Origin of the sequence: Rhodopila sp. (genome assembly GCF_965277825.1) — a bacterium.
GTDB lineage: Bacteria > Pseudomonadota > Alphaproteobacteria > Acetobacterales > Acetobacteraceae > Rhodopila.
This window is the reverse complement of the sequence record NZ_OZ255846.1, coordinates 1,462,503-1,484,685: the sequence shown is the minus strand read 5'-3', so window position 1 is coordinate 1,484,685 and position 22,183 is coordinate 1,462,503. Positions and strand designations below refer to the sequence as shown.

Genomic DNA, 22,183 nt, shown 5'->3' with positions numbered 1-22,183 from the left:
GGCCTGGTCGAAAACACACTGAGGGTTCTAGCGATGTCCGACATCTACGCGGAACGCGGCTACGGCGATCGGCCAGTCGGCTTCGGCACCAAGATCGGTGTCGTGGTGGTGGATTTTCAGCGCGGCTTCGTCGGCGCCGATTTTCCGATGGGCGGTGCGCCCATGGTGGATCAGGCGGTGCGCAACACCGTTCCGGTGATCGCGGCGGCGAAGCGCGCCGGGCTGCCGGTCATCGCCTGCGTCAACGGCTATGACAGCCCGCGCGCGGCGCCGCATTGGAAGGTGGGCGCGGTGTTCGATCTGCTGCGCGGGTCGGCATCGGTGGAGCTTGACCCGCGCATTGCCGCGGCCGCCCCCGACGTGACCTTGATGAAGTCCGCGCCATCGATTTTCTTTGCGACCTCGGCCGCCGCGATCCTGAACAAGGAGCGCGTCGATACCGTCATCGTTACCGGTTGCATCACCTCCGGCTGCGTGCGGGCCAGCGTGATAGATGCGTTCTCGCTGGGTTTCCGCGTGATGGTGCCGCACGATTGTGTCGGCGACCATGATGCCGCGGCGCACGCGCAGAACCTGAAGGATGTCGAGCGGCGCTACGCCGACGTGATCGATGCAGCCAGCGCGATCGAGGCGATCGAGCAATGGCGGCGGTCCAACGACAAACCCTGACCCGAACGGCGCAATTGGTCAGGTGGCCATGAAGTTTCCGCCGTTGGCATGCACCGTCTGCCCGGTGATGAAGCCGGACCGGTCCGAGGCCAGGAACACCGCGACGTTGGCGATGTCTTGCGGTTGGCCCATCCGTCCCAGTGGAATGGCGGATGCCATTTCAACGAGTTCCGCCTCGGTTGATCCATAGCGCGGCTGCGCGGTGTCGGTCAGGCCCGGCGCGATCGCGTTGACGCGGATCTTGCGCGGCGCCAGTTCCATCGCCATGGCCCGGGTCATCGAGACGACGCCGCCCTTGCTGGCGGCATAGTGCACGCCTTGTGGCGATGCGCCGAACATCGCCGATGAGGCCAGGTTGACGATGCGGCCCCCGATGCCGGCCGCGATCATCACCCGAACCGCCGCCTGGGCGCAGAAGAAGCTTGCCTTCAGGTTGATCGAATGGACGAAATCCCAGTCTTTCTCGGTCATGTCCAGCAACGCGACGCGCGGAAACACGCCGGCGTTGTTGACTAGGATATCGATCTTGCCGAACGCGGCGACGGTGGCATCGACCAGCGCACCGGGCGCCCCCGAGGCGGCGACGTCACCGCGCAGCACGGTCGCCTTGCGGCCTGCCGCACGCACCGCGGCGGCTACCTCTTCGGCGGCGGCCTCGTCATCGAGGTAGTTGATCGCGACATCGGCACCGTCATGTGCCAGAGCGATCGCGATGGCTTTGCCGATGCCTTGTTGGGCGCCGGTCACCAACGCCGTTTGACCTGTCAGGTCTGCCATCCGAGCCTCCTGTGAATGCCGACTGCCAGCATGGTCAATCCGGCGGCTGGCGTCACCCGCTCAAGCCGGCGGATCATCCCGGGGTGGCGCGTCCCGGCGGCCGGGCGGCCGAACGCTGCAGCAGGCTGATGGAGATGAACGCGCCAAGCCAGGACCCGATCGCGGCGAACACCACATAGACCCAGTTCGCGGTGTAGCTGATGACCGCGTAGGAAGACAGCAGGTACCAGACGCTGCTCCAGGTGGCGGCGGGCACACGGCGGCGCGCCGCGACAGCGGACGTAAACATCACATAGACCGCGTCGGTCGCCGCAGTGGCGACCACGACGCCGGCGGCGACCAGGGGGTTTATTGTCGGGACCATGAACAACTCCTCAGCACGCGGTAAGCGTAGCAGAGAAGAAGTGCGGCGGACGCCTCGGCCCTCGCTCGCGGCTGGTCCTTGAGGGCCGGTCAGACTTCCTCGACCTGATCCACGCCGGGCAGCGCTTTCAGCGCCTGAGCCAGCCCCGGCGTGACGTTATAGCCGCCGGGCAGGGCGATTTCGACATCCTGTTCGCTGTCGATGCTGGGCACCAGGGTGACGCGGCCGCGGCCGCCGGCCTCGCGGCCCAGCAGGTCGCGGATATGCGGCACGGCGGCGGTTTCGCGTAGCCACACGCGTATCGACGCGCCGGCCGCCGCCGCAGCCTTGTCCAGCGCCGTGACATCCAGCGCGGTGACACGGACCGCCTCGCCCTCGGTCTTCAGTTCGGCCGTCACCAGCACGTTGGCACCCGACACCAACAGGTCGCGGGCACGGTTCAGCACCTCGCTGAAGCAGGTGACCTCCAACGACCCGGCGGCGTCGGAAATCCGTACCCAGGCCATGCGGCTGCCAGTGCGGGTAATGCGTTGTTTGGTCGCAACGATAGTGCCGGCCAACTTGACGCGGCTGACCCCCGCGGCGGCGCGGGCGTCGACCTGGACCGACGGCACGACGCCAAGCCGCCGCAGCGCCTGGGCATAGGCATCGAGCGGGTGCGCGGTAAGATGAAAGCCGATCGCCTCGGCTTCGAACGCCAGGCGTTCGAGCGGCGGCCAGTCGGGGATTTCGGGCAGCCGCAGCGGTTCGGGCTTGCTGATGATGCCGCCGAACAGGCCGATCTGGCCGCTGTCCTTTTCCTGCTGGTCGGCCTGGGCGCGGCGCAGGATCGTTTCGGCACCGGCGAACACTCGGGCACGGTTGTGGTCCAGCCGATCGAACGCGCCGGCGCGCGCCAGGTTCTCGATCTGCATGCGATTGATCTGGCGCGGATCGACCCGGGCGGCGAAGTCGGTGACATCCTCGAACGGCGCCTCGGCGCGGCAGGCGACAATCGATTGCATCGCCGCCGAACCGACCTTCTTCACCGCGGCCAGCGCATAGCGGATTGCCAGGCGGCCGTCGTCAGTGCGTTCGACGGCGAAATCGGCCCCGGAACGGTTGATGTCGGGCGGCAGGATGGTGATCGCGCTGCGTTCGGCTTCCTGTTTCAGCGCCGCCAGGCGATCGGTGTTGTTGACCGCCAGGCTCATGCTGGCGGCGAGGAACACCTCGGGGTGATTGGCCTTCAGCCAGGCGGTCTGATAGGCAACCAAGGCGTAGGCGGCTGCATGCGATTTGTTGAAGCCGTAATCGGCAAATCTGGCCATCAGGTCGAACACCTCGGTGGCCTTGGCCGGGTCGATGCCGTTGCCGATAGCACCGCCGGTGAAGATGTTCCGTTGCGCCTCCATCTCGGCGGCGATCTTCTTGCCCATGGCGCGGCGCAGCAGGTCGGCCGACCCCAGGCTGTAGCCGGCCATCTGCTGGGCGATCTGCATGACCTGTTCCTGATAGACCATGATGCCATAGGTCTCGGCCAGGATGTCGTGGATCACCGGGTGCGGCGCGTCCCAGGTCTCGCCGTGCTTGCGCCGGCAGTAGTCCGGGATGTTGGCCATCGGTCCCGGACGGTACAACGCGACGGCGGCGATCAGGTCCTCGAACCGGTCGGGCCGCATCAGCCGCAGCGTGTCGCGCATGCCCTGGCCTTCCATCTGGAACACGCCGCCAGCATCGCCGCGTTGCAGCATCTCGAAAGTCCTGGTGTCATCGAGCGGCAGTCGATCGAGTTCGACCTCGATCCCCATCCCCTTCAGGAAGGTCTCCGCTCGGCGCAGGATGGTCAGCGTGGTCAGGCCGAGGAAGTCGAACTTCACCAGCCCAGCCTGCTCGACATGCTTCATCGAATACTGCGTGACCAAAAAATCCGATTTCGGATCGCGATACAGCGGCACCAGTTCGACCAGCGGGCGATCGCCGATCACCACCCCGGCGGCGTGCGTCGAGGCGTGCCGATACAGACCCTCGACGCGCAGCGCGATCTCCATCAGCCGGCCGATACCCTCGTCCTCGTCGCGCAGCACCTGTAGCCTGGGTTCGCCGTCCACCGCTTGCCGCAGCGTGACCGGCTTGGCCGGATTGTTGGGGATCAGTTCGGCGACCTTGTTGACCTGCCCGAACGGCAGCCCCAGCACCCGCCCCACATCGCGCACCGCCGCTCGGGCTTGCAGTTTCCCGAAAGTAATGATCTGGGCAACCCGGTCGCCACCGTATTCGTTACGCACGTAGTCGATGACTCGGTCGCGACCTTCCTGGCAGAAGTCGATGTCGAAGTCGGGCATCGACACCCGTTCGGGATTGAGGAACCGCTCGAACAGCAGGTTGAACCGCAGCGGGTCGAGGTCGGTGATGGTCAGCGCCCAGGCGGCGACCGACCCGGCCCCCGAACCGCGGCCGGGACCGACCGGAATCCCCTGCGCCTTCGACCACTGGATGAAATCCGCCACGATCAGGAAGTAGCCGGCGAAGCCCATGCTGGCGATCACCGACAACTCGTAATCCAGTCGCGCGCGATAGGGTTCCCGCGCCGCTGGCTCGACCCCGGCGGCGTCCAGACGCCGCTGCAACCCCTCGATCGCCATGGCGCGGACGGTTGCTTCCTCGGTCTGGCCGGGGCGGACCTTGGGCGACACCGGCAGCAGCGGCTTGCGGACTTCGGCCATTACCGCGCAGCGACGAGCGACGGCCAGGGTGTTGTCGCAGGCCTCGGGCAGGTCGGCGAACAGCGTGCGCATGTCGGCCGCCGGCTTGAACCAGTGTTCCGGCGTCACCCGGCGGCGGTCGGGTTCGGACAGCGTGCGGCCCTCGGCGATGCACAGCAGCGCGTCGTGCGCCTCATGCATGTCCGGCCCGGCGAAGTAGCAGTCGTTGGTGGCGACCAGCGGGATGCCCCTGGCGTCCGCCAGGGTGATCAGGCCGGGCTCGATCGCGGCATCGACCGCCAGGCCGTGGCGGTGCAGTTCCTGCAGCGTGCGGCCAGGGAAAGCCTCCGCCATCGCATCCAGCAGGCGCTCCGCCTCGGGCTTCTGACCCTCGGCCAGCAGGCGGCCAATCGGCCCGGTCGTGCCCCCGGCAAGCAGCAGCAGACCGGCAGCGTGGCCGGCGATGCGGGCGAACGGCAATTGCGGCTTCAGCGCCGGATCGGTCTCCAGGAAGCCCAGCGAGGACAGAAGCTGCAGGTTGGCCATGCCGGTGGCGTCCTGCGCCAGCAACACCAGCGGATCGGGCGGCAGCCGAGGATTGTCGGTTCGGGCGAGACCAACCTGGCAGCCGATGATCGGCTGCACGCCCTTGGCGGCGCAGTATTGCGAAAACTCCAGAGCCCCAAACAGATTGCCGGTGTCGGTGATCGCCGCCGCTGGCATCCCGCCATCCTTGGCCATCGCGGCGATCCTGTCGGGCCGGATGGCGCCCTCGCTCAGCGAATAAGCGGAATGGGTGCGCAGATGGACGAAGTCAGAATGAGGCATTACGGCCTTGTATCAGAGACCGCCGAGTCTGGGCAGGGCAGGACTTGCATCGTGCGTGGTGAATCACTATTTTTCGACCAGTCGAATCAACCGGTCGAAACAGGCGGACCATGCGCGAAATTCAGGCCTCCGAAGCCAAAACCCATCTGCCCCGGTTGCTGGATGACGTCCAGCGCGGCGAAACCGTCGTGATCACGCGACATGGCCGCCCGGTCGCCCGCCTGGTGCCCGATGAGGAGTTTCGCCGGGCGGAGCGGGCCGAGGCAGTCGCCACCATCAAGGCGCTGCGCAAGGGCATGGGGAAGGTTCCACTTCAGGAACTGCTGGACGCGCGCCACGAGGGCCACAAATACTGATGTTGTTCGTCCTGGACGCCTCGGTCGCGGCGGTCTGGGGCCTGGAGGATGAAGACGACACCATCGCCGATCTGGCCTGGGCGCGACTGGAGATGGGGGGCGCCGTGACGCCGGCGATCTGGTGGTTTGAGGTCCGCAACGTCCTGCTGGTCAACGAACGCCGCGGCAGTATCTCGGAGCGCGACGGGGCGATCTTCCTACGCGCACTCGCAAGGATGAATGTCGAGGTCGATCATGCGCCCGCCGGAGATGTCGTTCTCAGCCTGGCCCGCCGCCACCGCCTTACGGTGTACGATTCCACCTACCTGGAACTCGCCCTGCGCCGAGACCTGCCGCTGGCCACGCTTGACAAGCAACTCGCCGCCGCGGCCAGGCGCGAAGCTGTGCGCCTGATCGGCTGAACAGGGAAGGACGCACCATGCCGCGCATGACCACGGCCGAGGCGGTGATCGAAACCCTGTCGGCGCACGGCGTCGACACGCTGTTCGCCTTGCCGGGGGTACACAACGACCACCTGTTCGACGCCGCGCAAAAGGCCTCGGACCGCATTCGCGTGATCCACCCCCGGCATGAGCAGGCCGCCGCCTACATGGCCCTCGGCGCCGCGCTGGCGACCGGACGGCCGCAGGCGTTCGCGGTGGTGCCGGGGCCGGGCGTGCTGAACGCCTCGGCGGCGCTGCTGCTGGCCTACGCGACCGGTGCGCCGGTGCTGGCGCTGGCCGGCCAGATCCCGTCCTTCGCGATCGACCAGGGCCACGGCCACCTGCACGAAATCCACGACCAGATCGGCCTGCTGCGCCATATCGTCAAACAGGCCGAACGGATCCGCTCACCGCAGGAGGCCTCCGAACGGGTGGCGCAAGCGATCGCGGCGACGATGTCGGGCCGTCCCGGGCCGGTGGCGCTGGAGTGTGCCATCGACGTCTGGGGCCAGGCCGCTGACGTCTCGCTGGCCCCGCCGCTGCCGGTCACCGCCCCGTGCGCCGATCCGGCCGCCATATCCGCCGCCGCCGACCTGCTGGCAAAGGCTCGGCGGCCGCTGATCATCGTCGGTGGTGGCGCGCTGGGCGCCGGTCCCGAAGTACAGGCGGTCGCCGAATTGCTGCATGCGCCGGTCTCATCGTTCCGCCGCGGCCGAGGAGCGATCCCGACCTCGCATCCGTTGGCGGTGTCGTTCACCGAGGGGCACGCCCTGTGGCGCACGGCCGACGCGGTGCTGGCGATCGGCACCCGGCTGTATTGGCAACAGGCCAACTGGGGCATCGATGACGGCTTGCCGATCGTGCGGATCGACATCGATCCCGAGGCGATCGGACGCTTCCGCGCACCCACTTGCGCTCTGCTCGGCGACGCGGCGGTAACGCTGCGAGCCCTACTGGCCGAACTGGCGGCGCGCCGCGCCACGTGGACGCCCAATCCAGAACTGGCCACCGTGCGCCTCGCGTTCGAGCAGCGGCTGGCGCGGCATGAACCGCCGATGGGATTCCTGCGCGCGATCCGCGCCGCGTTGCCCAAGGACGGCATCTACGTCGAGGAAGTCACCCAAGTCGGCTTCGCCAGCCGCCTGGCGCTGCCGGTGCATGCGCCAAGGACCTTCCTCTCGCCCGGCTACCAGGACACGCTGGGATGGGGCTATGGCACCGCGCTGGGCGCGGCCGCCGCGGCGCCGGGGCGAAACGTGGTGCTGGCGACCGGCGATGGCGGCTTCATGTTCCAGGCCGCCGAACTGGCGACCGCGATGCACCACCGGCTGGCCGTGGTGGCGGTGGTGTTCGACGATGGCGCGTTCGGCAATGTGCGCCGAATCCAGGCCCAGCAATACGGCAACCGGCTGATCGCCAGCGACCTGACCAACCCCGATTTCGTCCGCTTCGCCGAAAGCTTCGGCATGGCGGCGTACCGCGCCTCCACGCCGGACGCGCTGGAGGCCGCGCTGCGCAAGGCCTTCGCATCCGGCGCGCCGGCGCTGATCCACGTCCCGGTCGGCGAGATGCCCAGCCCGTGGGACATGATCCTGCTGCCGCGGGTGCGCGGGCCGGCCGGGCGCCCGCCGCTGCCTTGACAGTCGCAGAACCGTAACAGCTTGATCGCGCGGCAAGAAAGGATACGTCGGTCATGACCGATATCACCCACCGCTCGATCGAGACCAACGGCATCCGCCTGCACCTGGCTGAGAAGGGCAGCGGTCCGCTGGTTTTGCTATGCCACGGCTTTCCCGAATCCTGGTATTCCTGGCGGCATCAGATCGAGGCGCTCGCCGCGGCCGGCTTTCATGCTGTGGCGCCTGACATGCGCGGCTATGGCCAAACCGAGGCGCCCGAGGCGATCGATCAGTACACCTTGCTGCATCTGGTCGGCGACATGGTCGGCGTGATTGACGCCCTGGGCGAGGAAACCGCGGTCATCGCCGGGCATGATTGGGGCGCGCCGGTGGCATGGTACACGGCGCTGCTCAGGCCGGATCGGTTCCGCGGCATCATCGCCCTGAGCGTGCCATTCAGGCCGCGCGGCAAGGTGCGTCCGACAACCGTGATGCCGCAAACCGACGCCGCGGTGTTCTATCAGCTTTACTTCCAGCAGCCGGGGGTGGCGGAGGCGGATATGGAGGCCGACCCGCGGGCCGCGCTGCGCGGCATCCTGCTGCGGTTGTCAGGCGAATACGACAAAAGCGAGCGCGGCGCGGCGGACTTTGCCATGATCCCCCGGGTCGGCGGGCTCGCAGCGGTGACCGCGTCGGCAAGCACTAGCGGCGCGATGGCTTTGCCGGCTTGGCTTGGCGAGGCCGATCTCGACTTCTACGCCGCGGAATTCGCCCGGAACGGATTTCGCGGTGCTTTAAACTGGTATCGAAACATTGATCGCAACTGGGAGCTTCTGGCTGCGATGGCCGGGGCAAGGGTGAGTATTCCGGCGCTGTTCATGGCGGGCTCGCGCGACCCGGTGCTGGCGTTTCCGGGCGCGGCCGAAGCGGTTTCCGGCCTTGCCAACTTGGTTCCGGGCTTGCGGGCGGCGACGATCCTGCCGGGATGCGGCCACTGGACACAGCAGGAACGCGCGGCCGAGGTGAATACCGCAATGCTGGAATTCCTGCGCACGCTGTAGCCCGGCCGCGTCAGCCCAGCGACAGCTCACCGTAACAGTCCGCCGCCACCTCATCACAGCGCGCGCGATACGCCGGCGCACTGCCGCTGTAGCGGTTGACGATACGAACCTGCTTGCCCTCGACGTTGCGGTTGACCCCGGTCATCCAGGAGTCGACCTCATTCGACAGCAGCCCCTCGCCCAGCGTCTTGACATGGTCGGTCCACGTCGTCACCCCCGCCTCGGTCGCCTCGACCCGGCTAATGTCGCGATCACGCACATGGCGCATCAGGCCGCTCACCCAATCCACATTGTATTCGATACTGCGCGGGATGTTGCCCAGCGCCATGTGCGGCCCGATCAGCATCATCATGTTGGGGAAGCCGTTGACCATCACCCCAAGATAGGTCTCCGGCCCATGCCGCCAGCGCTCCTTCAACCGCTGACCGCCGAGGCCGCGAATGTCGATGCGGTCGAAACTGCCGGTGACAGCGTCGAAGCCGGTGGCATAGACGATGATGTCGAACTCGTACTCGGCATCGCTGGTCCGGATGCCGGCCGGCGTGATCCGCTGGATCGGGGTCTCCAACAGATCGACCAGCCGCACGTTGGGCTGGTTATAGGCCTCGTAATAACGGGTCTCCAGCGGCACCCGCCGGGTGCCGAAGCCGTGGTTCCTGGGGATCAGCTTCTCCGCCGTCGCCGGGTCCTTCACCCGCTGCCGGATCTTGCCGGCGACAAACTCCGAAATCAGCGCGTTGGCGCGGCGATCGGTCAGCATGTCGCGGAAATTGCCCTGCCAGATGCCGAAGCCCGGCTCGCCATAAAGCTTTTCCCAGAACGCCTCGCGCTCTTCCGGAGTGACCTCGAACGTGCCGCGCGGGTCCATGGTATGGATGAAGCAGGAGAACGTCTCCTGGCAGCGCTGGAACATCTCCGGATAGCCGGCCCGCAACCTGACCATTTCCTCAGGCCCGATCTTGGCGTTGTGCAGCGGCGCGCACCAGTTCGGGGTGCGCTGGAACACGGTCAACTGACCGACCGTCTTCGCCACCTCCTGGATGGTCTGCACCGCGGTGGCGCCGGTGCCGATCACCGCGACGCGCTTGCCGGCGAAATCCACCGGCTGATGCGGCCAGCGCGCAGTGTGGAAAGATTGCCCGGTGAAGTCCTCCACCCCCTCGATCGCCGGCAGGGTCGGCGCCGACAGCGGCCCGACGGCGGTGATCATGAAACGGCAGGTGAAGCGCTCGCCATCCTCCACGCGGATGTCCCAGGTGCGCGTTTCGTCATCGTAATGCGCCGCCGCCACCCGGCTGCGGAACTCGATGTCACGGCGCAGATCGAATTTGTCGGCGACGTGATTGAGGTAGCGCAGGGTTTCCGGCTGACCGGCGAAGTGCTCGCCCCAATCCCATTCGTCCAGCAGTTCGCGCGAAAACGAATAGGCGTAGGAATAGCTTTCCGAATCGAACCGCGCGCCGGGATAGCGGTTCCAGTACCAGGTGCCCCCGACCCCGGTGCCGGCTTCCAGCAGGCGCACCGAAAGCCCGAGTTCGCGCAGCCGGTGAAGCTGATACAGCCCAGACATGCCGGCGCCGATGATGATCGCGTCGTACTGCTTCGAGGTCGCCACTGCCGCTCACTCCGCTGTTCGATGCACGCGCTTTGATCGCGCGCACGACCGGATAATGGGCGCTGGGAACGCGGCACGACAAGACCGGGGCGTCCGATTGGGCACCCCGAAGCCGGCCGCCTGTCGCCGGACCACCAGCCTCGGGCTTGACGCGCCCAGCGCCCGCCAGCACATCCCGCCAATGACCGAATCATTCGTGCAGCCGGAAGACCCCACCGCCGCCGCCGCCATCGCAGCCATTTCCGATGACCTGTCGGTGTTCGACGACTGGATGGAGCGCTACGAGTTCATCATCGGCATGGGCCGCAAACTGCCGCCATTCCCCGATGAATGGACCAACGACGCGCACCGCGTTCCCGGTTGCCAGAGCAGGGTCTGGATGGAGGCGATGCCGCGCGACGGCAAGCTGTATTTCGCCGCCCTGTCGGACGCGGCCATCGTGTCGGGCCTGGTCGCGCTGCTGCTGCGGGTCTATTCCGGCCGATCGGCGGACGAAATCCTCGCCACCGACCCGGTGTTCCTGAAGGACCTCGGCTTGCTGGAGGCGCTGTCGACGAACCGCGGCAACGGCATCGCGGCGATGGCGCGCAAGGTGCGGGAAGTCGCCGCCATGCAGCGGACCGGCTGAACCGCCGCCCGGCGGCGCTGCCGGCACGTTGAAGTGCAATCCATTGGGGTTCCAAGATATTGCGCACTTCAGGTTGCGATAGGCTAACCTCCGCCGGCGTGACGATCGGCCTGTGTCAGCCCCGGTCGGTCTCATCAGGGAGAACCCAACATGCGTCCGGAAGACGTCATCGCCGACAAGCGCCGGCCCTACACCGGGGCGGAATACATCGAAAGTCTGCGCGACGGACGCGAAGTCTACATCGATGGCGAGCGGGTCGCCGATGTCACCACCCATCCGGCATTTCGCAACTCCGTCCGCTCGATCGCTCGGCTGTATGACGCGCTGCACGACCCCAAGCGACACGATACGCTGACGTGCCCGACCGACACCGGCTCGGGCGGCTACACCCACAAATTCTTCCGGGTGCAACGGTCGCGCCAGGACCTGATCGAGGCACAGGGCGCGATCGCCGAGTGGTCGCGCCTGACCTACGGCTGGATGGGCCGCACCCCGGACTACAAGGCCGCCTACAGCAACACCCTGGGCGGCAACCCGGAATACTACGGGCCCTACGCCGGCAACGCCCGAGCCTGGTACCAACGGGCCCAAGAAACCGTGCCGTTCATGAACCACGCGATCGTCAATCCGCCGCTCGATCGGCACAAGCCGTCGGAAGCCAGCAAGGACGTCTTCGTCTGCGTGCGCAAGGAAGTCGACGGCGGCATCATGGTATCGGGTGCCAAGGTGGTCGCCACATCGGCGGCGATGACGCACTACAACTTCATGGGCCAATCCTCGAAAACCGCGACCGAGGACCTGGACATGTCGCTGATGTTCCTGGTGCCGATCGATGCCCCCGGCCTCAAACTGTTCTGCCGCACCTCGTACGAGCAGGCGGCCAGGCACAACAGCCCGTTCGATTATCCGCTATCCTCGCGGTTCGACGAGAACGACGCGATTTTCGTCCTAGATAACGTGTTCATCCCTTGGGAGGATGTCTTCATCTACCGCGATCCGGCCCGCGTGCTCAGCTTTTTCCCGCGCTCCGGCTTCACCCAGGGCTTCCAGTTCCAGGGCTGCACCCGGTTCGCGGTAAAGCTGGACTTCATCGTCGGCCTGCTGGCCAAGGCGCTGCGCTGCACCGGCGGCGACGAGGCCCGCGGCAACCAGGTGCTGCTGGGTGAGGCGGTGGCCTGGCGCAACCTGTTCTGGTCGCTGTCCAACGCCATGGCGCACAACCCGAACCCCTGGAACGGCGACGCGGTGCTGCCCGACATGAAGGCCGGACAGGCCTACCGCGTGTTCGCTCCCGACGCCTATCCGCGCATCAAGGACATCATCGAGCGCACCGTCACCTCGGGCCTGATCTATCTGCCGTCGTCGGCAAGGGATTTCGCCAATCCCGCGATCGAACCCTACCTGCGGCAATATGTCCGCGGCTCCCACGGCATCGACTACAAGCAGCGGATCAAGATCATGAAGCTGCTGTGGGACTGCGTCGGCACCGAATTCGGCGGCCGGCACGAGTTGTACGAACGCAACTACGCCGGCGGCTGGGAGGACATTCGCGCCCAGACCCTGACCGGGGCGGAGAAGGGCGGCGACATGGCCAAAATGGAGGCGCTGGTCGACCAGTGCATGGCCGACTACGACGAGAACGGCTGGACCGGCGACACCTGGAACTGACCACGGGATCGTTTGCCGTTATCAGCCGGCATTAACCTCCAACCGATCGTATCCGCGCGCCCGGTAGATCACCGCGGAGGCGATCCAGCTCGACACGAAGACGGCGATGATCAGGTAGCCGATGGTGCCGAAATTGTCGTTCAGCGCACCGATGCCATCCCAGAACGGGCCGTTCAGGCTGAACTGACCGCCGATCAGCCCAAGCGCCTCGATCCCGCCGACCAGCAAGGCGACCAGCACGGAAACCAAGGTGATCGTCATGTTGTAGTACAGCTTGCGGATTGGCTTGATGAAGGCCCAACCATAGGCGCCAAGCATCAGGATGCCGTCGGTGGTGTCCACCAGCGACATGCCCGCGGTGAACAGCGCCGGGAAAACCAGGATCGACCAGATCGACAGGCCGTGCGACGCCTGCGCGGCCGAGATGCCAAGCAGCCCCACCTCGGTCGCCGTGTCGAAACCCAGGCCGAACAGGACACCCAGCGGATACATCTGCCAGCTCCGCCCTATCAGCCGGAACATCGGCCGGAACAACCGCGCCAGCAGCCCCCGCCCGGCCAGCAGCATGTTCAGGTCTTCCTCCACGTACGGCGCCCCGGCCTTCACCCTCTGGAAAGTCCAACACACGCTGATCAGGATCACGATGTTCATCGCCGCGATCGCCAGCAGGAACAGCGCCGAGACCAGCGTGCCGATCACGCCGCCCACGCTCTGGAAGCCGTCGAACCGGTTCCTGAAGGCCATCGCCGTCGCCGCAATGGCGACCGAGGCCAGCACGACGATCGTCGAATGACCCAATGAGAAAAACAATCCGACCGCGACCGGCCGCTTTCCCTCCTGCATCAGCTTGCGGGTTACGTTGTCGATGGCCGCGATGTGGTCGGCATCCACCGCGTGACGCAGGCCGAAACCGTAGGCCAGCAATGCCGTGCCGAGCAGCACCGGATGTTGGCGGAATGCCATCAACGCCCAAGCCCAGGCGGCGACATTGAATCCGATCAGGATCGCGTAGAGACCCGCGATCTTCGGTCGGAGATTGTCCCCCTGGTCGCTGAAAATGCTTGATATGACACGCTGCACGGCTGTCCCCACGGTGTCGTTTTCAGCATACTATTTGCTTGAAAAGTAGGACGTCCAGTGAGCAGTCTGGCGCCGTCATCGGATCAGGACGCCATGCAGCGCATCACCATCACCATCGACGATCATTTGCTTGTAACGCTCGACGCTGTCGTACGGCGGCGCAATTACTCCAGCCGGTCGGACGCGGTGCGGGACATGATTTGCGATTCGGCGACGCGGCAGCCTAATTCGTGGACGCAGCGCCCTGCATTGCCGTGCTCGGTTATGTCTACGACCACGCGACGCGCGCCCTGGCGCGGCGGCTCACCCAAACCTCGCACGACCATCACGACCTCACCGTCGCCGCGATGCACGTCCACCTTGATCACGGAAGTTGTCTAGAGGTGTCGGTGTTGAAGGGGGATACGTCCGCGGTGCGCGAATTGGCCGATGTGCTAACTGCGCAGAGGGGTGTTCGGCATGCCAATCTGCACATCGTACCGGTGCGGACGTCGGTCGCCACCCACGATCACGGATCCGGCGTGGCCGCCCATTCGCATGTCCATGCCTAGGCTTTTGCCGCCCAAACTTCTGCCAAGCGGCAAAATGCCTAGCCTTGTTTGGCGATGATCTTGTCCTTGATGCCGTTATAGACGTTCGACGGAAGGATCTTGCGGTTCACCAAATCGTCCTTGCCCTTGTAGGGACGTCCCTTGATGATCGCGGCCGCCCGCGTCTTGCCCACCCCCGGCAGCGCGTCGAGGTCAGCCGCCGACGCCGAGTTGATGTCAACCAACGTCGAACGGGCCGAACTCGAACCGGTCGTCGGGCTAGGCGAAGCCAGCGTAGCTGAAGACTTGCTCGGGGTTGTGTGTGGGGTCTGCGCCGCCGCCGGCAGCGCCAGCGCGGCGACAACGGTCCCGACCAGGCCAAGAGTGCCGAATTTCATCTGTGTCCCCCGTTGTTGCGACAAGCAGGTTAACGCCGCGACGGCGCACCGGTTCGGCCCGGTTCGCGCCGGTAGCCGAACCGGCGCGACAACTATTCGGCCGCGACCGAAGCCGCGGCGTATCTCTCGATCCATTCGCGCCCAAGCCGGACCGCCTCATCCGGCGTCAGCCAGGACCAGTCCGCGCCGCGCGAACGCAACGCGACCCAGACCGTTTCACCATGGACATGCTCTTCGACCGAGAAAGGTGTGGAGTGCGACATAGACTTGGCCTTATGCGTATTTGGTTGCGGTGTTCAGCGAGCCGTCGAGGTGGTTCCGATGTCGCGGTTACCTGGGAGTTGGCTTAAATAAACTCGCGACATTGTGATCGGCAACGCCGCATTCTTGCCGCATCCGCCAGCCGCGCCGCAACTGGAAAAAGCGAATTCGTTACGAATTCTCGGAAATTTCCGCCGGGAAACCGCGCGCCGTGTGATCGGCGCAACAGCGCCGCCGCCGCGCCCCCATCAGAACCCGAACATGTGGTCCAGCGAGAACCCGCCGGCCTGATCCATCAACCCGTGATAGCCGAACAGGCGGCAGGTCTGGTCGCGCACCAGAACGTAGCCATCCGGCCCTGCCGCCGCCAAGTCCGCCGCATCGAACGCGCTGTGCGGCCACACCATGACAGACCCCGAACAGGCGATCCGCACCGGCTGTTCCGCGACCAGCCCCCCAGCACCGTCAAGCAGTTGCAGCGTGGTCGAGGAAAACCTATGCCACGGCCCCGACGCCGGATAGATCAGCACCGCGAAGCTGCGTCGGGCCGCATTGCCCAGCCTCAGGAACAGCCTTGTGGTCAGCCCCGGCGGCGGCCCGGCATAGGATTGCGGCTCGTCGCGATAGGTCATCGCGGTGTTGAAGATATGCGCCCCGAAGCTCGACTCGGCGGCGTGGCCCGAGCCGCGGTCCTGGTAGCGGAACAGCGCGTGCAGCCAGCCGTCGGCCTCGCCGCCGTCGCGGAAATCATACACCAGCTCGCCATGTCCCTGCTCCACGTCGAACCCGTCCAGGTCCATCGCCAGCCCATGGTCGCGCCGCAGGCAGCCGAGGAATTTCTCGCCCCGCCGGGTCCCGTCGGTGGCGAACACATCCAGTCGAATCGGCAGGTTGGTTTGCGCGGTGGACATCGGGGTCGGTTGGAACGACGTGCGGAACCGGACCTTGGGCAGGATCGGGAACGGCAGGATATAGCCGCGCCCCATCTCCGCCGGCAGCGTGGCTATCCCGGGATCGGCGCGCAGATTGTCGCGCTCGACGTTGACATGGGCGATCCGCACCCGGTCGTTCTGCGTCACCTCATAGCGCGGCCGCACCACATGGCGCCCGGCGCGGATCTCGATCTGCGCGGGCCACCGCAGCCCCGGCAGCAGATCGGCAACATCCAGCGCCACCGTCGCGAACGGGCCGATTTCGTGCGCCATCGCTACCGGTCGTTCGGCCCCCATGCGGTCGAGCGCAATGCCTGCCGCCGGGATCGGCACCGCGTGGCTGTTCTGCAGCCACAGCACCACCCGCTCGTCCGGTCGAGGCGCCGGCAGCCCGGCAAAGCGGTCCGACGGCCACGCGTTAGCGTCGTGCGTGCACGACAACGACGCGCCGTTGTCGGAGGCGTAAGTATCCAGCGCGTATTTTACCACGTCGTGGCCGGCGACGCCGATCGCATGGATGAACAACTGGCCGGTGAACGGGCCCAGGCCGAAACGCTGCCTGACCTGGCGGCTGTCGATCGAGAACCCGCCGGCACCAGACGGCAACGCCTGCTCCCAGGTAGCCAGGACCGCACCGTCGCTATCGAACAGCCGCAGCCACAGCCGTACCTCGGCGGCGCCGTAATTGGCCCAGTAATTGGCCGATACAACGCGCGTGCTCAAGCCATCGGCATCGCGAAAGAAGGCGTGGTTGCTGGCGAAGTTCAGCTTGTCCAGGTAGCGGGCGCGCATCGTCAACAGGGCATCCGGCAGGCGGATGTCGTCCAGCGTCGCCACCATCGCCCCGACCGGCAGCATCGGCGCCACCCTGGCCACCGTCCTGGCGGCGTCGAAACCGGCGACCAGCACCGAACGCGCGCCGCTTTCTCCGATCCGGGTCACCGCTCGCGCGGTCAGCCCGCCCCGGGCCTGCCCCACCGCGCCGACATCGTGCACGAACACGCTGTCGATCGCGGTCGGATACATTGCCAGCAGGGCGTCGGCGATGCCGTCGGGGTCATATAGCGCGACCGGAGCTTCCAGCCGGTGGTACAGACCGGTGATCGCCTCGGCCGCCAACGGATGCGCCAGCGCCTTGTAGATGACATTACCCCCGGCCCGGGCGTCAAAGGTTTGAATTCGCAACATGTCAGCCGCCGAACCCCAGCCCCGGCATTCCCAGCCCCGGCATTCCCAGCCCCGGCATCCCCAAACGATGCCGCATCTCCGCCGCGGCGGCCGGCGTGTCGTTCATCGGCGCCACCTTCCAGGTCGAAAACCGCCCGCCGAACGGGCGAATCCGATCCTCCCGCATCATGCCGTCGAGAAACATCCGCTGGCGCCGCGACGACCCCGGCAGTGCCGCGAACATAACCGGCGCCGCGGTCGCCGCCGCCTCCGAGATCATCGACACGCTGTCCTGCGTCACCACGATCAGGTCGGCCAGCGCCAGCAGTCCGAAATAAGGGTTCTCGCCGCTGAAATCCCAGACCCAGCCGTCGCTCGGGGTCAGCGCGGCGCGCATCAGCTCAGTGACGCCAGGGTCGGTGCGCCGCGACGGCGTCACCACCACACCGACCTTGTCGCGGCTCGCCATCGCTGCCAACTCGGCCGCCAATCGGGCGCCCACCTCGCGGTCAAGCCGGTAGCGCCCGTTGCTGCCACCCAACAGCACCGCCACCAGCGGGCGCCGAAACCGCTCCAGTCGGTGGCGCCAGATCTCCGCCTCGGCCGCCAGCCTCGCCGGCGTGACCCGATGCAGCGCGGTGCGGGTGACGAAGACGTTCGGCCCGGTCAGTTCGTCGTGGCGGTTGGCCACGATCAGGTCGAACCGGCTGATATCCATGCGCGGATTCTGCACCTGCACCACGCGCATCGACCGCCGCCGCAGCGCCGCCAGCACCGACCCCGCCATGCCGCCGCAGCCGATGGCGATCCCCGGGCGCGGCGCCCTGACCGCGTCGGCCACCGCGGCCAGCGGGTTCGGCCAGAATTTCGCGGCAATCCATTTCCACGGCGCACCCGGCTTCAACTCGCGCAGCTCCGGGGTCAGACCAGCCGCCTCGGCCAGCCCCAGCGCCTGCGCGCGCAAACCGGCCAGACCCTCGCTGATCACCCATGCGGCGGCAATGTCGGACATGCCTGGGCTTTTCGGCGCCCCGCCATCAAACGTCAATCATCAAAGGTCAATGCGGACCCCAGCCTCCCTCCTTGCGCCCGAGTCCCTGTCGCCCGGGTGCCTCGCGTTGCGCAATTGCACCTTCTATACGTTGGACGGGTCATCGGACAGAATGCCGCCCATGCAACGCGATCTGATCGGCTACGGTGCCAACCCGCCCAATCCCAACTGGCCGAACCAGGCCCGGCTGGCGGTCAACTTCGTGCTGAACTTCGAGGAAGGTTCGGAACCCTCCATTGCCGACGGCGATCCCGCCTCGGAATGGGCACTGACCGAATATGGCGGCGGCGACCCCGGCGTGGTCGGGCGCGACCTCGCCGCCGAGGGCATGTTCGCCTACGGCAGCCGGGTCGGCTTCTGGCGGGTGCTGCGGCTATTCCAGCAACGCGGCCTGCCGATAACCATCTTCGGCTGCGCCTTGGCGCTGGAGCGCAACCCCCCGGCGGCAGCGGCGATCGTCCAGGCCGGCTACGACGTCTGCTGCCACGGCTGGCGCTGGGAAAAGCATTTCGAACTGTCCGAGGATGTCGAGCGCCAGCGGATCGCCCGCGCCATCGCCTCGCTGCGGACCTCAATGGGGGAACGCCCCCTGGGCTGGTACTGCCGCAGCGGTCCCAGCGTGAACACCCGCCGCCTGCTGGTCGAGGAAGGCGGCTTCCTCTACGACTCCGATGCCTACGACGACGAGTTGCCATACTGGACCGAGGTCGACCGCCAGCCCCATCTGGTGGTGCCCTACACCCTGTCCACCAACGATTCGAAATATGGCCGCGGCACCTTCGCCACCGGCGACGATTTCTTCCACTACTGCCGCGACGCGTTCGACTTCCTCTATGCCGAGGGCCGGACGCAGCCGAAAATGCTGTCGATCGGGCTGCACATGCGCCTGATCGGGCATCCGGCCAGAGCCGCCGGCCTGCAACGCCTGCTCGACCACATCGGCCGGTTCGACGGAGTCTGGATCACCAGGCGTCTGGATATCGCTCGCCACTGGGCCGCTAATTTCCCTCCGCCGGTTGCTGCTGCGGGTGCGCGCTGATACGGAACTGCATGCCCCCCGATGCGCAGGCGACCATGGCGACGCGGCCGGATGCGCGGAGCGCGCGGCAGAATATCCTGGTCGTCAAACTCGGCGCGTTCGGCAACATCATTCTGTCGCTGGCGGCGTTCGCCGCGATCCGCCAGCATCACGCTGGCGCCAGGATCAGCGTGCTGACCAGCAAGGCCTACGCCGGCTGGCTGCGGGAGTTTCCCTACTTCGATGAGGTCCTGGTTGACCCGCGACCACGCTGGTGGGACCTGCAGGGCTTGCACCGGCTGGGCCAAACGTTGGCCGACGGGCAGTTCGCCAGGGTGTACGACCTGCAGACCTCGGCGCGATCCTCGCGCTACTTTCGGCTGTTCCCCGCGAAGCGTCGGCCGCAATGGTCCGGCATCGCGTTCGGCTGCGCGCTGCCCGATCGCGATCCGAAGCGCAACGTGCTGCACGACACCGTCCGCCAGCAGGGCCAGTTGCGCCAGGCCGGGATCAGCGTGTTCCCGCCGGCCGACCTGTCCTGGTGCCGCGGCGACATCGCTCGCTTCGGGCTGCCGCCAGCCTTCGCGCTGCTGGTGCCCGGCAGCTCGCCTTCGCGTCCGGCGAAGCGCTGGCCAGCGGTGCGCTATCAATCGCTGGCACGGCATCTGACCGGAAAGCGGATCGCGCCGGTGGTGATCGGCGGCGCGTCGGAGCGCGACCTCGCCGCCGAGATCCCCTCAGCGATCGACCTGACCGGGCAGACCGGCTTCGGCGACTTGGCCGACCTGGCCCGGGCGGCGCGCTTCGCGGTTGGCAACGACACCGGCCCGATGCATCTGATCGCGACTGCCGGCTGTGCCGCGATCACGCTGTTTTCCGCCGACTCCAACCCGTCGCAATGCGCCCCGAGCGGTCGCTGGACCCGGATTCTGCAGCAGCCGGATCTGTCGGACCTGGCGGTGGAGACGGTGTTGCAAAGCCTGCCGACCGATTGCGGCCCAACCGATGCCCCCCCGACTGATGTCCGACCGGCTGCCCCCCCGACCGATGCCCGCCCAACTGATGCCCGCCCAACTGATGCCCGACCGACTGATGCCTGATAGTCCGATCCGGCCGACACGAAGTACCGCCGCCGGCGTCCCGGCCGACGGCGTGCCGATGCCGCAGCGCATGTGGGCAATCCTGACCATCGCCCTCGGCCTGACCCTGGCGGTGCTCGACGGCGGCATTGCCAATGTCGCGCTGCCGACCATTGCGCGCGAGGTCAACACCTCGCCGGCGAACTCGATCTGGGTGGTGAACGCCTACCAGTTGGCGGTGACGATTTCCCTGTTACCGCTGTCCTCCCTTGGGGAGATTTACGGCTACCGGCGGATCTACCAGGCCGGGCTGGTGCTGTTCACGCTGGCCTCGCTGGCCTGCGCGCTGTCGTCCTCGCTATCGACGCTGATCGTCGCGCGCATGCTGCAAGGCCTTGGCGCGGCCGGCATCATGAGCGTCAACAGCGCCTTGATCCGCTTCATCTACCCGCGCCGCTGGCTCGGCCGAGGCGTCGGGCTGAACGCCACCGTCGGCTCGATCGCCTCGGCGCTGGGCCCATCGGTGGCCTCGGTGATCCTGGCGGTGGCGCCCTGGCCCTGGCTGTTCGCGGTCAATGTGCCACTGGGATTGCTCGGCGCGGTGATCGCGCTGCGCACGCTGCCGATGACGCCGCTGTCCGGCAGCCGGTTCGACTTCCCCAGCGCGGCTTTGCAGGCGGTGGCGTTCGGCCTGCTGCTGTTCGGCATCTCCGAGATGGGACACGGCGACTCGTGGGTCCGCGTCGGCGTGGAACTGACCGTCGCCGCGGTGTCCGGCTACGTGCTGGTGGTGCGCCAGCTCAGCCGCACCGCGCCGCTGCTGCCGGTCGATCTGCTGCGCATCCCGCTGTTCGCGCTGTCGGTGACCACGTCGGTCTGCGCGTTCATTGCCCAGGCCGCGGCGCAGGTGTCGATGCCGTTCCTGTTCGAGCACCGGTTCGGACTGGATCAGGTGATGACCGGGCTGCTGATGACGCCCTGGCCACTGGTGGTGGCGGTGATCGCGCCGTTCGCTGGGCGGTTGGCGGACAAATATCCCGCCGGGCTGCTGGGCGGCGGCGGCCTGGTGGTCATGGGACTGGGGCTGCTGGCGATGAGTTTGCTGCCGGACCATCCGTCCACCCTCGACATCGTCTGGCGGATGACGCTGTGCGGCATCGGGTTTGGTTTCTTCAACACGCCGAACAATCGCGCGATCATTACTTCAGCGCCACCGATCCGCACCGGCGGAGCCAGCGGCATGCAGGCCACCGCCCGGCTGCTGGGCCAGTCCACCGGCGCGGCCATGGTGGCGCTGGTGTTCACCGCGTTTCCGCTGACCGGCACCACGGTGACGCTGTTCATCGCCGCCGGCGTGGCCGCGGTGGCGGCCTGCGTCAGCTTCAGCCGGCTGACGGCGGCCTGACCGGCGGCCGGGCCGGACGGACATTGGTGCAAACCGCGACCCGAGGCGTCTCGATCGCCATCAGGTCCACATGCCGGTCTCGTCATAACCGACAATCTCGTCCGGGCTGCGCAAGTCATAATCCGCCAGGGCCGCGCACTGCTTCCCAAGTTCCTCTAGCTGGTTGGCCAGATCGCCGGACCGGCCGCGAATCGTCCACCGCGCAAGATGCTTAGTTTGTTCGTTCTTGAGATTAGGCATGGTAGCCGTCCTTTCCCGTGCAGAATGCCTCAGAGCACCCCTTTCTCAATCGCCTCGCGCAGCACTTTCTCGACGCGATTGTTGCATCCGCGTCCGGTCGCCCGGATGCCATCCAGTTCCAGTCCAGCAAGGCAACCGCATTGAAGGACAGCCCGCGTTCACGGATGTTCCAGGCGTTCTTCGTTGGATCGCAGCCTATCTCCATCGTTAAATGTAACAACAAAAAAGCGATCAGCCAAGCATTTGATCCCTATACGCGCCGAAACAGCTTGTTTCCCCATTAAACCGTTCGAACCCGCCATCAGTGGTTCACCCCCCAGCCGTCGCCACC

The 22,183-nt window shown here is 66.7% G+C and carries 22 protein-coding genes and 1 pseudogene; 13 read left to right on the top strand and 10 right to left on the bottom strand.

The features are described from left to right. Window positions 1–33 precede the first annotated feature (33 nt). Window positions 34–669, top strand: coding sequence for an isochorismatase family protein (locus ACQY4T_RS07505; RefSeq protein ID WP_428539571.1), 636 nt, complete (start codon window positions 34–36; stop codon window positions 667–669). Between the two features lie 18 nt (window positions 670–687). Here ACQY4T_RS07505 and ACQY4T_RS07500 read toward each other — a convergent pair whose 3' ends face one another. From ACQY4T_RS07500 to dnaE, 3 genes are all read right to left on the bottom strand, one after another. Next, window positions 688–1,446 (bottom strand): SDR family NAD(P)-dependent oxidoreductase, encoded by a 759-nt coding sequence (locus tag ACQY4T_RS07500; RefSeq protein WP_428539568.1) that lies wholly within the window; start codon window positions 1,444–1,446, stop codon window positions 688–690. Between the two features lie 73 nt (window positions 1,447–1,519). After that, entirely contained in the window at window positions 1,520–1,810 is a 291-nt protein-coding gene (locus tag ACQY4T_RS07495; RefSeq protein WP_428539565.1) for a hypothetical protein, read from the bottom strand. Window positions 1,811–1,899: 89 nt separating this feature from the next. Next, a complete protein-coding gene (gene dnaE, locus ACQY4T_RS07490; protein WP_428539563.1) occupies window positions 1,900–5,322 on the bottom strand; it encodes a DNA polymerase III subunit alpha in 3,423 nt (1,140 codons plus the stop codon). A gap of 110 nt (window positions 5,323–5,432) precedes the next feature. Here dnaE and ACQY4T_RS07485 point away from each other — a divergent pair, with 110 nt between their 5' ends. The 4 genes from ACQY4T_RS07485 to ACQY4T_RS07470 are packed head-to-tail and all read left to right on the top strand — an operon-like array spanning window position 5,433 to window position 8,780. Beyond that, a complete protein-coding gene (locus tag ACQY4T_RS07485) occupies window positions 5,433–5,678 on the top strand; it encodes a type II toxin-antitoxin system Phd/YefM family antitoxin (protein WP_428539560.1) in 246 nt (81 codons plus the stop codon). Next, a complete protein-coding gene (locus ACQY4T_RS07480) occupies window positions 5,678–6,079 on the top strand; it encodes a type II toxin-antitoxin system VapC family toxin (RefSeq protein WP_428539557.1) in 402 nt (133 codons plus the stop codon). The genes ACQY4T_RS07485 and ACQY4T_RS07480 overlap by 1 nt, the downstream gene beginning before the upstream one ends. Before the next feature lie 17 nt (window positions 6,080–6,096). Continuing rightward, window positions 6,097–7,740: a thiamine pyrophosphate-dependent enzyme gene (locus ACQY4T_RS07475; protein WP_428539554.1), complete on the top strand. Its 1,644-nt coding sequence runs from the start codon at window positions 6,097–6,099 to the stop codon at window positions 7,738–7,740. 53 nt (window positions 7,741–7,793) lie between these two features. Continuing rightward, window positions 7,794–8,780, top strand: a complete 987-nt coding sequence (locus ACQY4T_RS07470) for an alpha/beta fold hydrolase (protein WP_428539551.1) — start codon at window positions 7,794–7,796, stop codon at window positions 8,778–8,780. 10 nt (window positions 8,781–8,790) lie between these two features. Here ACQY4T_RS07470 and ACQY4T_RS07465 read toward each other — a convergent pair whose 3' ends face one another. Next, window positions 8,791–10,395 (bottom strand): flavin-containing monooxygenase, encoded by a 1,605-nt coding sequence (locus ACQY4T_RS07465; RefSeq protein WP_428539548.1) that lies wholly within the window; start codon window positions 10,393–10,395, stop codon window positions 8,791–8,793. 181 nt (window positions 10,396–10,576) lie between these two features. Between ACQY4T_RS07465 and ACQY4T_RS07460 the strand changes: the two genes are divergently transcribed. Together ACQY4T_RS07460 and ACQY4T_RS07455 are read left to right on the top strand one after the other, a co-directional pair. Beyond that, entirely contained in the window at window positions 10,577–11,023 is a 447-nt protein-coding gene (locus ACQY4T_RS07460) for a SufE family protein (protein WP_428539545.1), read from the top strand. A gap of 150 nt (window positions 11,024–11,173) precedes the next feature. Then, window positions 11,174–12,691, top strand: coding sequence for a 4-hydroxyphenylacetate 3-hydroxylase N-terminal domain-containing protein (locus tag ACQY4T_RS07455; RefSeq protein WP_428539542.1), 1,518 nt, complete (start codon window positions 11,174–11,176; stop codon window positions 12,689–12,691). Window positions 12,692–12,712: 21 nt separating this feature from the next. Here ACQY4T_RS07455 and ACQY4T_RS07450 read toward each other — a convergent pair whose 3' ends face one another. Further along, complete coding sequence (locus ACQY4T_RS07450; protein ID WP_428539539.1) at window positions 12,713–13,771, bottom strand: HoxN/HupN/NixA family nickel/cobalt transporter; 1,059 nt, start codon at window positions 13,769–13,771, stop codon at window positions 12,713–12,715. A gap of 93 nt (window positions 13,772–13,864) precedes the next feature. Between ACQY4T_RS07450 and ACQY4T_RS07445 the strand changes: the two are divergent. Further along, window positions 13,865–13,927 (top strand): annotated as a pseudogene (locus ACQY4T_RS07445) (hypothetical protein); the annotation flags it as partial. Window positions 13,928–14,001: 74 nt separating this feature from the next. After that, a complete protein-coding gene (gene nikR, locus ACQY4T_RS07440; RefSeq protein ID WP_428539536.1) occupies window positions 14,002–14,322 on the top strand; it encodes a nickel-responsive transcriptional regulator NikR in 321 nt (106 codons plus the stop codon). 38 nt (window positions 14,323–14,360) lie between these two features. On the opposite strand, the gene ACQY4T_RS07435 is transcribed toward nikR, so the two are convergent. The 4 genes from ACQY4T_RS07435 to ACQY4T_RS07420 all read right to left on the bottom strand — a co-directional run bounded on the left by ACQY4T_RS07435 (window position 14,361) and on the right by ACQY4T_RS07420 (window position 18,071). Then, window positions 14,361–14,699, bottom strand: a complete 339-nt coding sequence (locus tag ACQY4T_RS07435; RefSeq protein WP_428539533.1) for a ComEA family DNA-binding protein — start codon at window positions 14,697–14,699, stop codon at window positions 14,361–14,363. A 92-nt stretch (window positions 14,700–14,791) separates the two neighbouring features. Beyond that, window positions 14,792–14,962, bottom strand: coding sequence for a hypothetical protein (locus ACQY4T_RS07430; protein WP_428539530.1), 171 nt, complete (start codon window positions 14,960–14,962; stop codon window positions 14,792–14,794). Between the two features lie 246 nt (window positions 14,963–15,208). Then, complete coding sequence (locus tag ACQY4T_RS07425) at window positions 15,209–17,080, bottom strand: hypothetical protein (RefSeq protein WP_428539527.1); 1,872 nt, start codon at window positions 17,078–17,080, stop codon at window positions 15,209–15,211. A 1-nt stretch (window position 17,081) separates the two neighbouring features. After that, a complete protein-coding gene (locus ACQY4T_RS07420; protein WP_428539524.1) occupies window positions 17,082–18,071 on the bottom strand; it encodes a mitochondrial fission ELM1 family protein in 990 nt (329 codons plus the stop codon). Window positions 18,072–18,231: 160 nt separating this feature from the next. Here ACQY4T_RS07420 and ACQY4T_RS07415 point away from each other — a divergent pair, with 160 nt between their 5' ends. The 3 genes from ACQY4T_RS07415 to ACQY4T_RS07405 are packed head-to-tail and all read left to right on the top strand — an operon-like array spanning window position 18,232 to window position 21,612. Continuing rightward, window positions 18,232–19,149, top strand: coding sequence for an allantoinase PuuE (locus tag ACQY4T_RS07415; protein ID WP_428539521.1), 918 nt, complete (start codon window positions 18,232–18,234; stop codon window positions 19,147–19,149). Window positions 19,150–19,160: 11 nt separating this feature from the next. Continuing rightward, the gene (locus ACQY4T_RS07410; RefSeq protein WP_428539518.1) at window positions 19,161–20,228 is read left to right on the top strand and encodes a glycosyltransferase family 9 protein; all 1,068 of its coding nucleotides are present in this window, start codon (window positions 19,161–19,163) and stop codon (window positions 20,226–20,228) included. Further along, window positions 20,221–21,612, top strand: coding sequence for an MFS transporter (locus tag ACQY4T_RS07405; RefSeq protein WP_428539515.1), 1,392 nt, complete (start codon window positions 20,221–20,223; stop codon window positions 21,610–21,612). The genes ACQY4T_RS07410 and ACQY4T_RS07405 overlap by 8 nt, the downstream gene beginning before the upstream one ends. A gap of 60 nt (window positions 21,613–21,672) precedes the next feature. On the opposite strand, the gene ACQY4T_RS07400 is transcribed toward ACQY4T_RS07405, so the two are convergent. Next, window positions 21,673–21,852: a hypothetical protein gene (locus ACQY4T_RS07400; RefSeq protein ID WP_428539512.1), complete on the bottom strand. Its 180-nt coding sequence runs from the start codon at window positions 21,850–21,852 to the stop codon at window positions 21,673–21,675. A gap of 17 nt (window positions 21,853–21,869) precedes the next feature. On the opposite strand from ACQY4T_RS07400, the gene ACQY4T_RS07395 reads away from it, so the two are divergent. Then, the gene (locus tag ACQY4T_RS07395; RefSeq protein WP_428539509.1) at window positions 21,870–22,136 is read left to right on the top strand and encodes a hypothetical protein; all 267 of its coding nucleotides are present in this window, start codon (window positions 21,870–21,872) and stop codon (window positions 22,134–22,136) included. Window positions 22,137–22,183 lie beyond the last annotated feature (47 nt).

Coding starts and splice junctions, on each gene's coding strand:
- ACQY4T_RS07505 (WP_428539571.1), top strand. CDS start 34: ATGTCCGACATCTACGCGGAACGCGGCTACGGCGATCGGCCAGTCGGC.
- ACQY4T_RS07500 (WP_428539568.1), bottom strand. CDS start 1,446: ATGGCAGACCTGACAGGTCAAACGGCGTTGGTGACCGGCGCCCAACAA.
- ACQY4T_RS07495 (WP_428539565.1), bottom strand. CDS start 1,810: ATGGTCCCGACAATAAACCCCCTGGTCGCCGCCGGCGTCGTGGTCGCC.
- dnaE (WP_428539563.1), bottom strand. CDS start 5,322: ATGCCTCATTCTGACTTCGTCCATCTGCGCACCCATTCCGCTTATTCG.
- ACQY4T_RS07485 (WP_428539560.1), top strand. CDS start 5,433: ATGCGCGAAATTCAGGCCTCCGAAGCCAAAACCCATCTGCCCCGGTTG.
- ACQY4T_RS07480 (WP_428539557.1), top strand. CDS start 5,678: ATGTTGTTCGTCCTGGACGCCTCGGTCGCGGCGGTCTGGGGCCTGGAG.
- ACQY4T_RS07475 (WP_428539554.1), top strand. CDS start 6,097: ATGCCGCGCATGACCACGGCCGAGGCGGTGATCGAAACCCTGTCGGCG.
- ACQY4T_RS07470 (WP_428539551.1), top strand. CDS start 7,794: ATGACCGATATCACCCACCGCTCGATCGAGACCAACGGCATCCGCCTG.
- ACQY4T_RS07460 (WP_428539545.1), top strand. CDS start 10,577: ATGACCGAATCATTCGTGCAGCCGGAAGACCCCACCGCCGCCGCCGCC.
- ACQY4T_RS07455 (WP_428539542.1), top strand. CDS start 11,174: ATGCGTCCGGAAGACGTCATCGCCGACAAGCGCCGGCCCTACACCGGG.
- ACQY4T_RS07435 (WP_428539533.1), bottom strand. CDS start 14,699: ATGAAATTCGGCACTCTTGGCCTGGTCGGGACCGTTGTCGCCGCGCTG.
- ACQY4T_RS07430 (WP_428539530.1), bottom strand. CDS start 14,962: ATGTCGCACTCCACACCTTTCTCGGTCGAAGAGCATGTCCATGGTGAA.
- ACQY4T_RS07425 (WP_428539527.1), bottom strand. CDS start 17,080: ATGTTGCGAATTCAAACCTTTGACGCCCGGGCCGGGGGTAATGTCATC.
- ACQY4T_RS07420 (WP_428539524.1), bottom strand. CDS start 18,071: ATGTCCGACATTGCCGCCGCATGGGTGATCAGCGAGGGTCTGGCCGGT.
- ACQY4T_RS07415 (WP_428539521.1), top strand. CDS start 18,232: ATGCAACGCGATCTGATCGGCTACGGTGCCAACCCGCCCAATCCCAAC.
- ACQY4T_RS07410 (WP_428539518.1), top strand. CDS start 19,161: ATGCCCCCCGATGCGCAGGCGACCATGGCGACGCGGCCGGATGCGCGG.
- ACQY4T_RS07405 (WP_428539515.1), top strand. CDS start 20,221: ATGCCTGATAGTCCGATCCGGCCGACACGAAGTACCGCCGCCGGCGTC.
- ACQY4T_RS07400 (WP_428539512.1), bottom strand. CDS start 21,852: ATGCCTAATCTCAAGAACGAACAAACTAAGCATCTTGCGCGGTGGACG.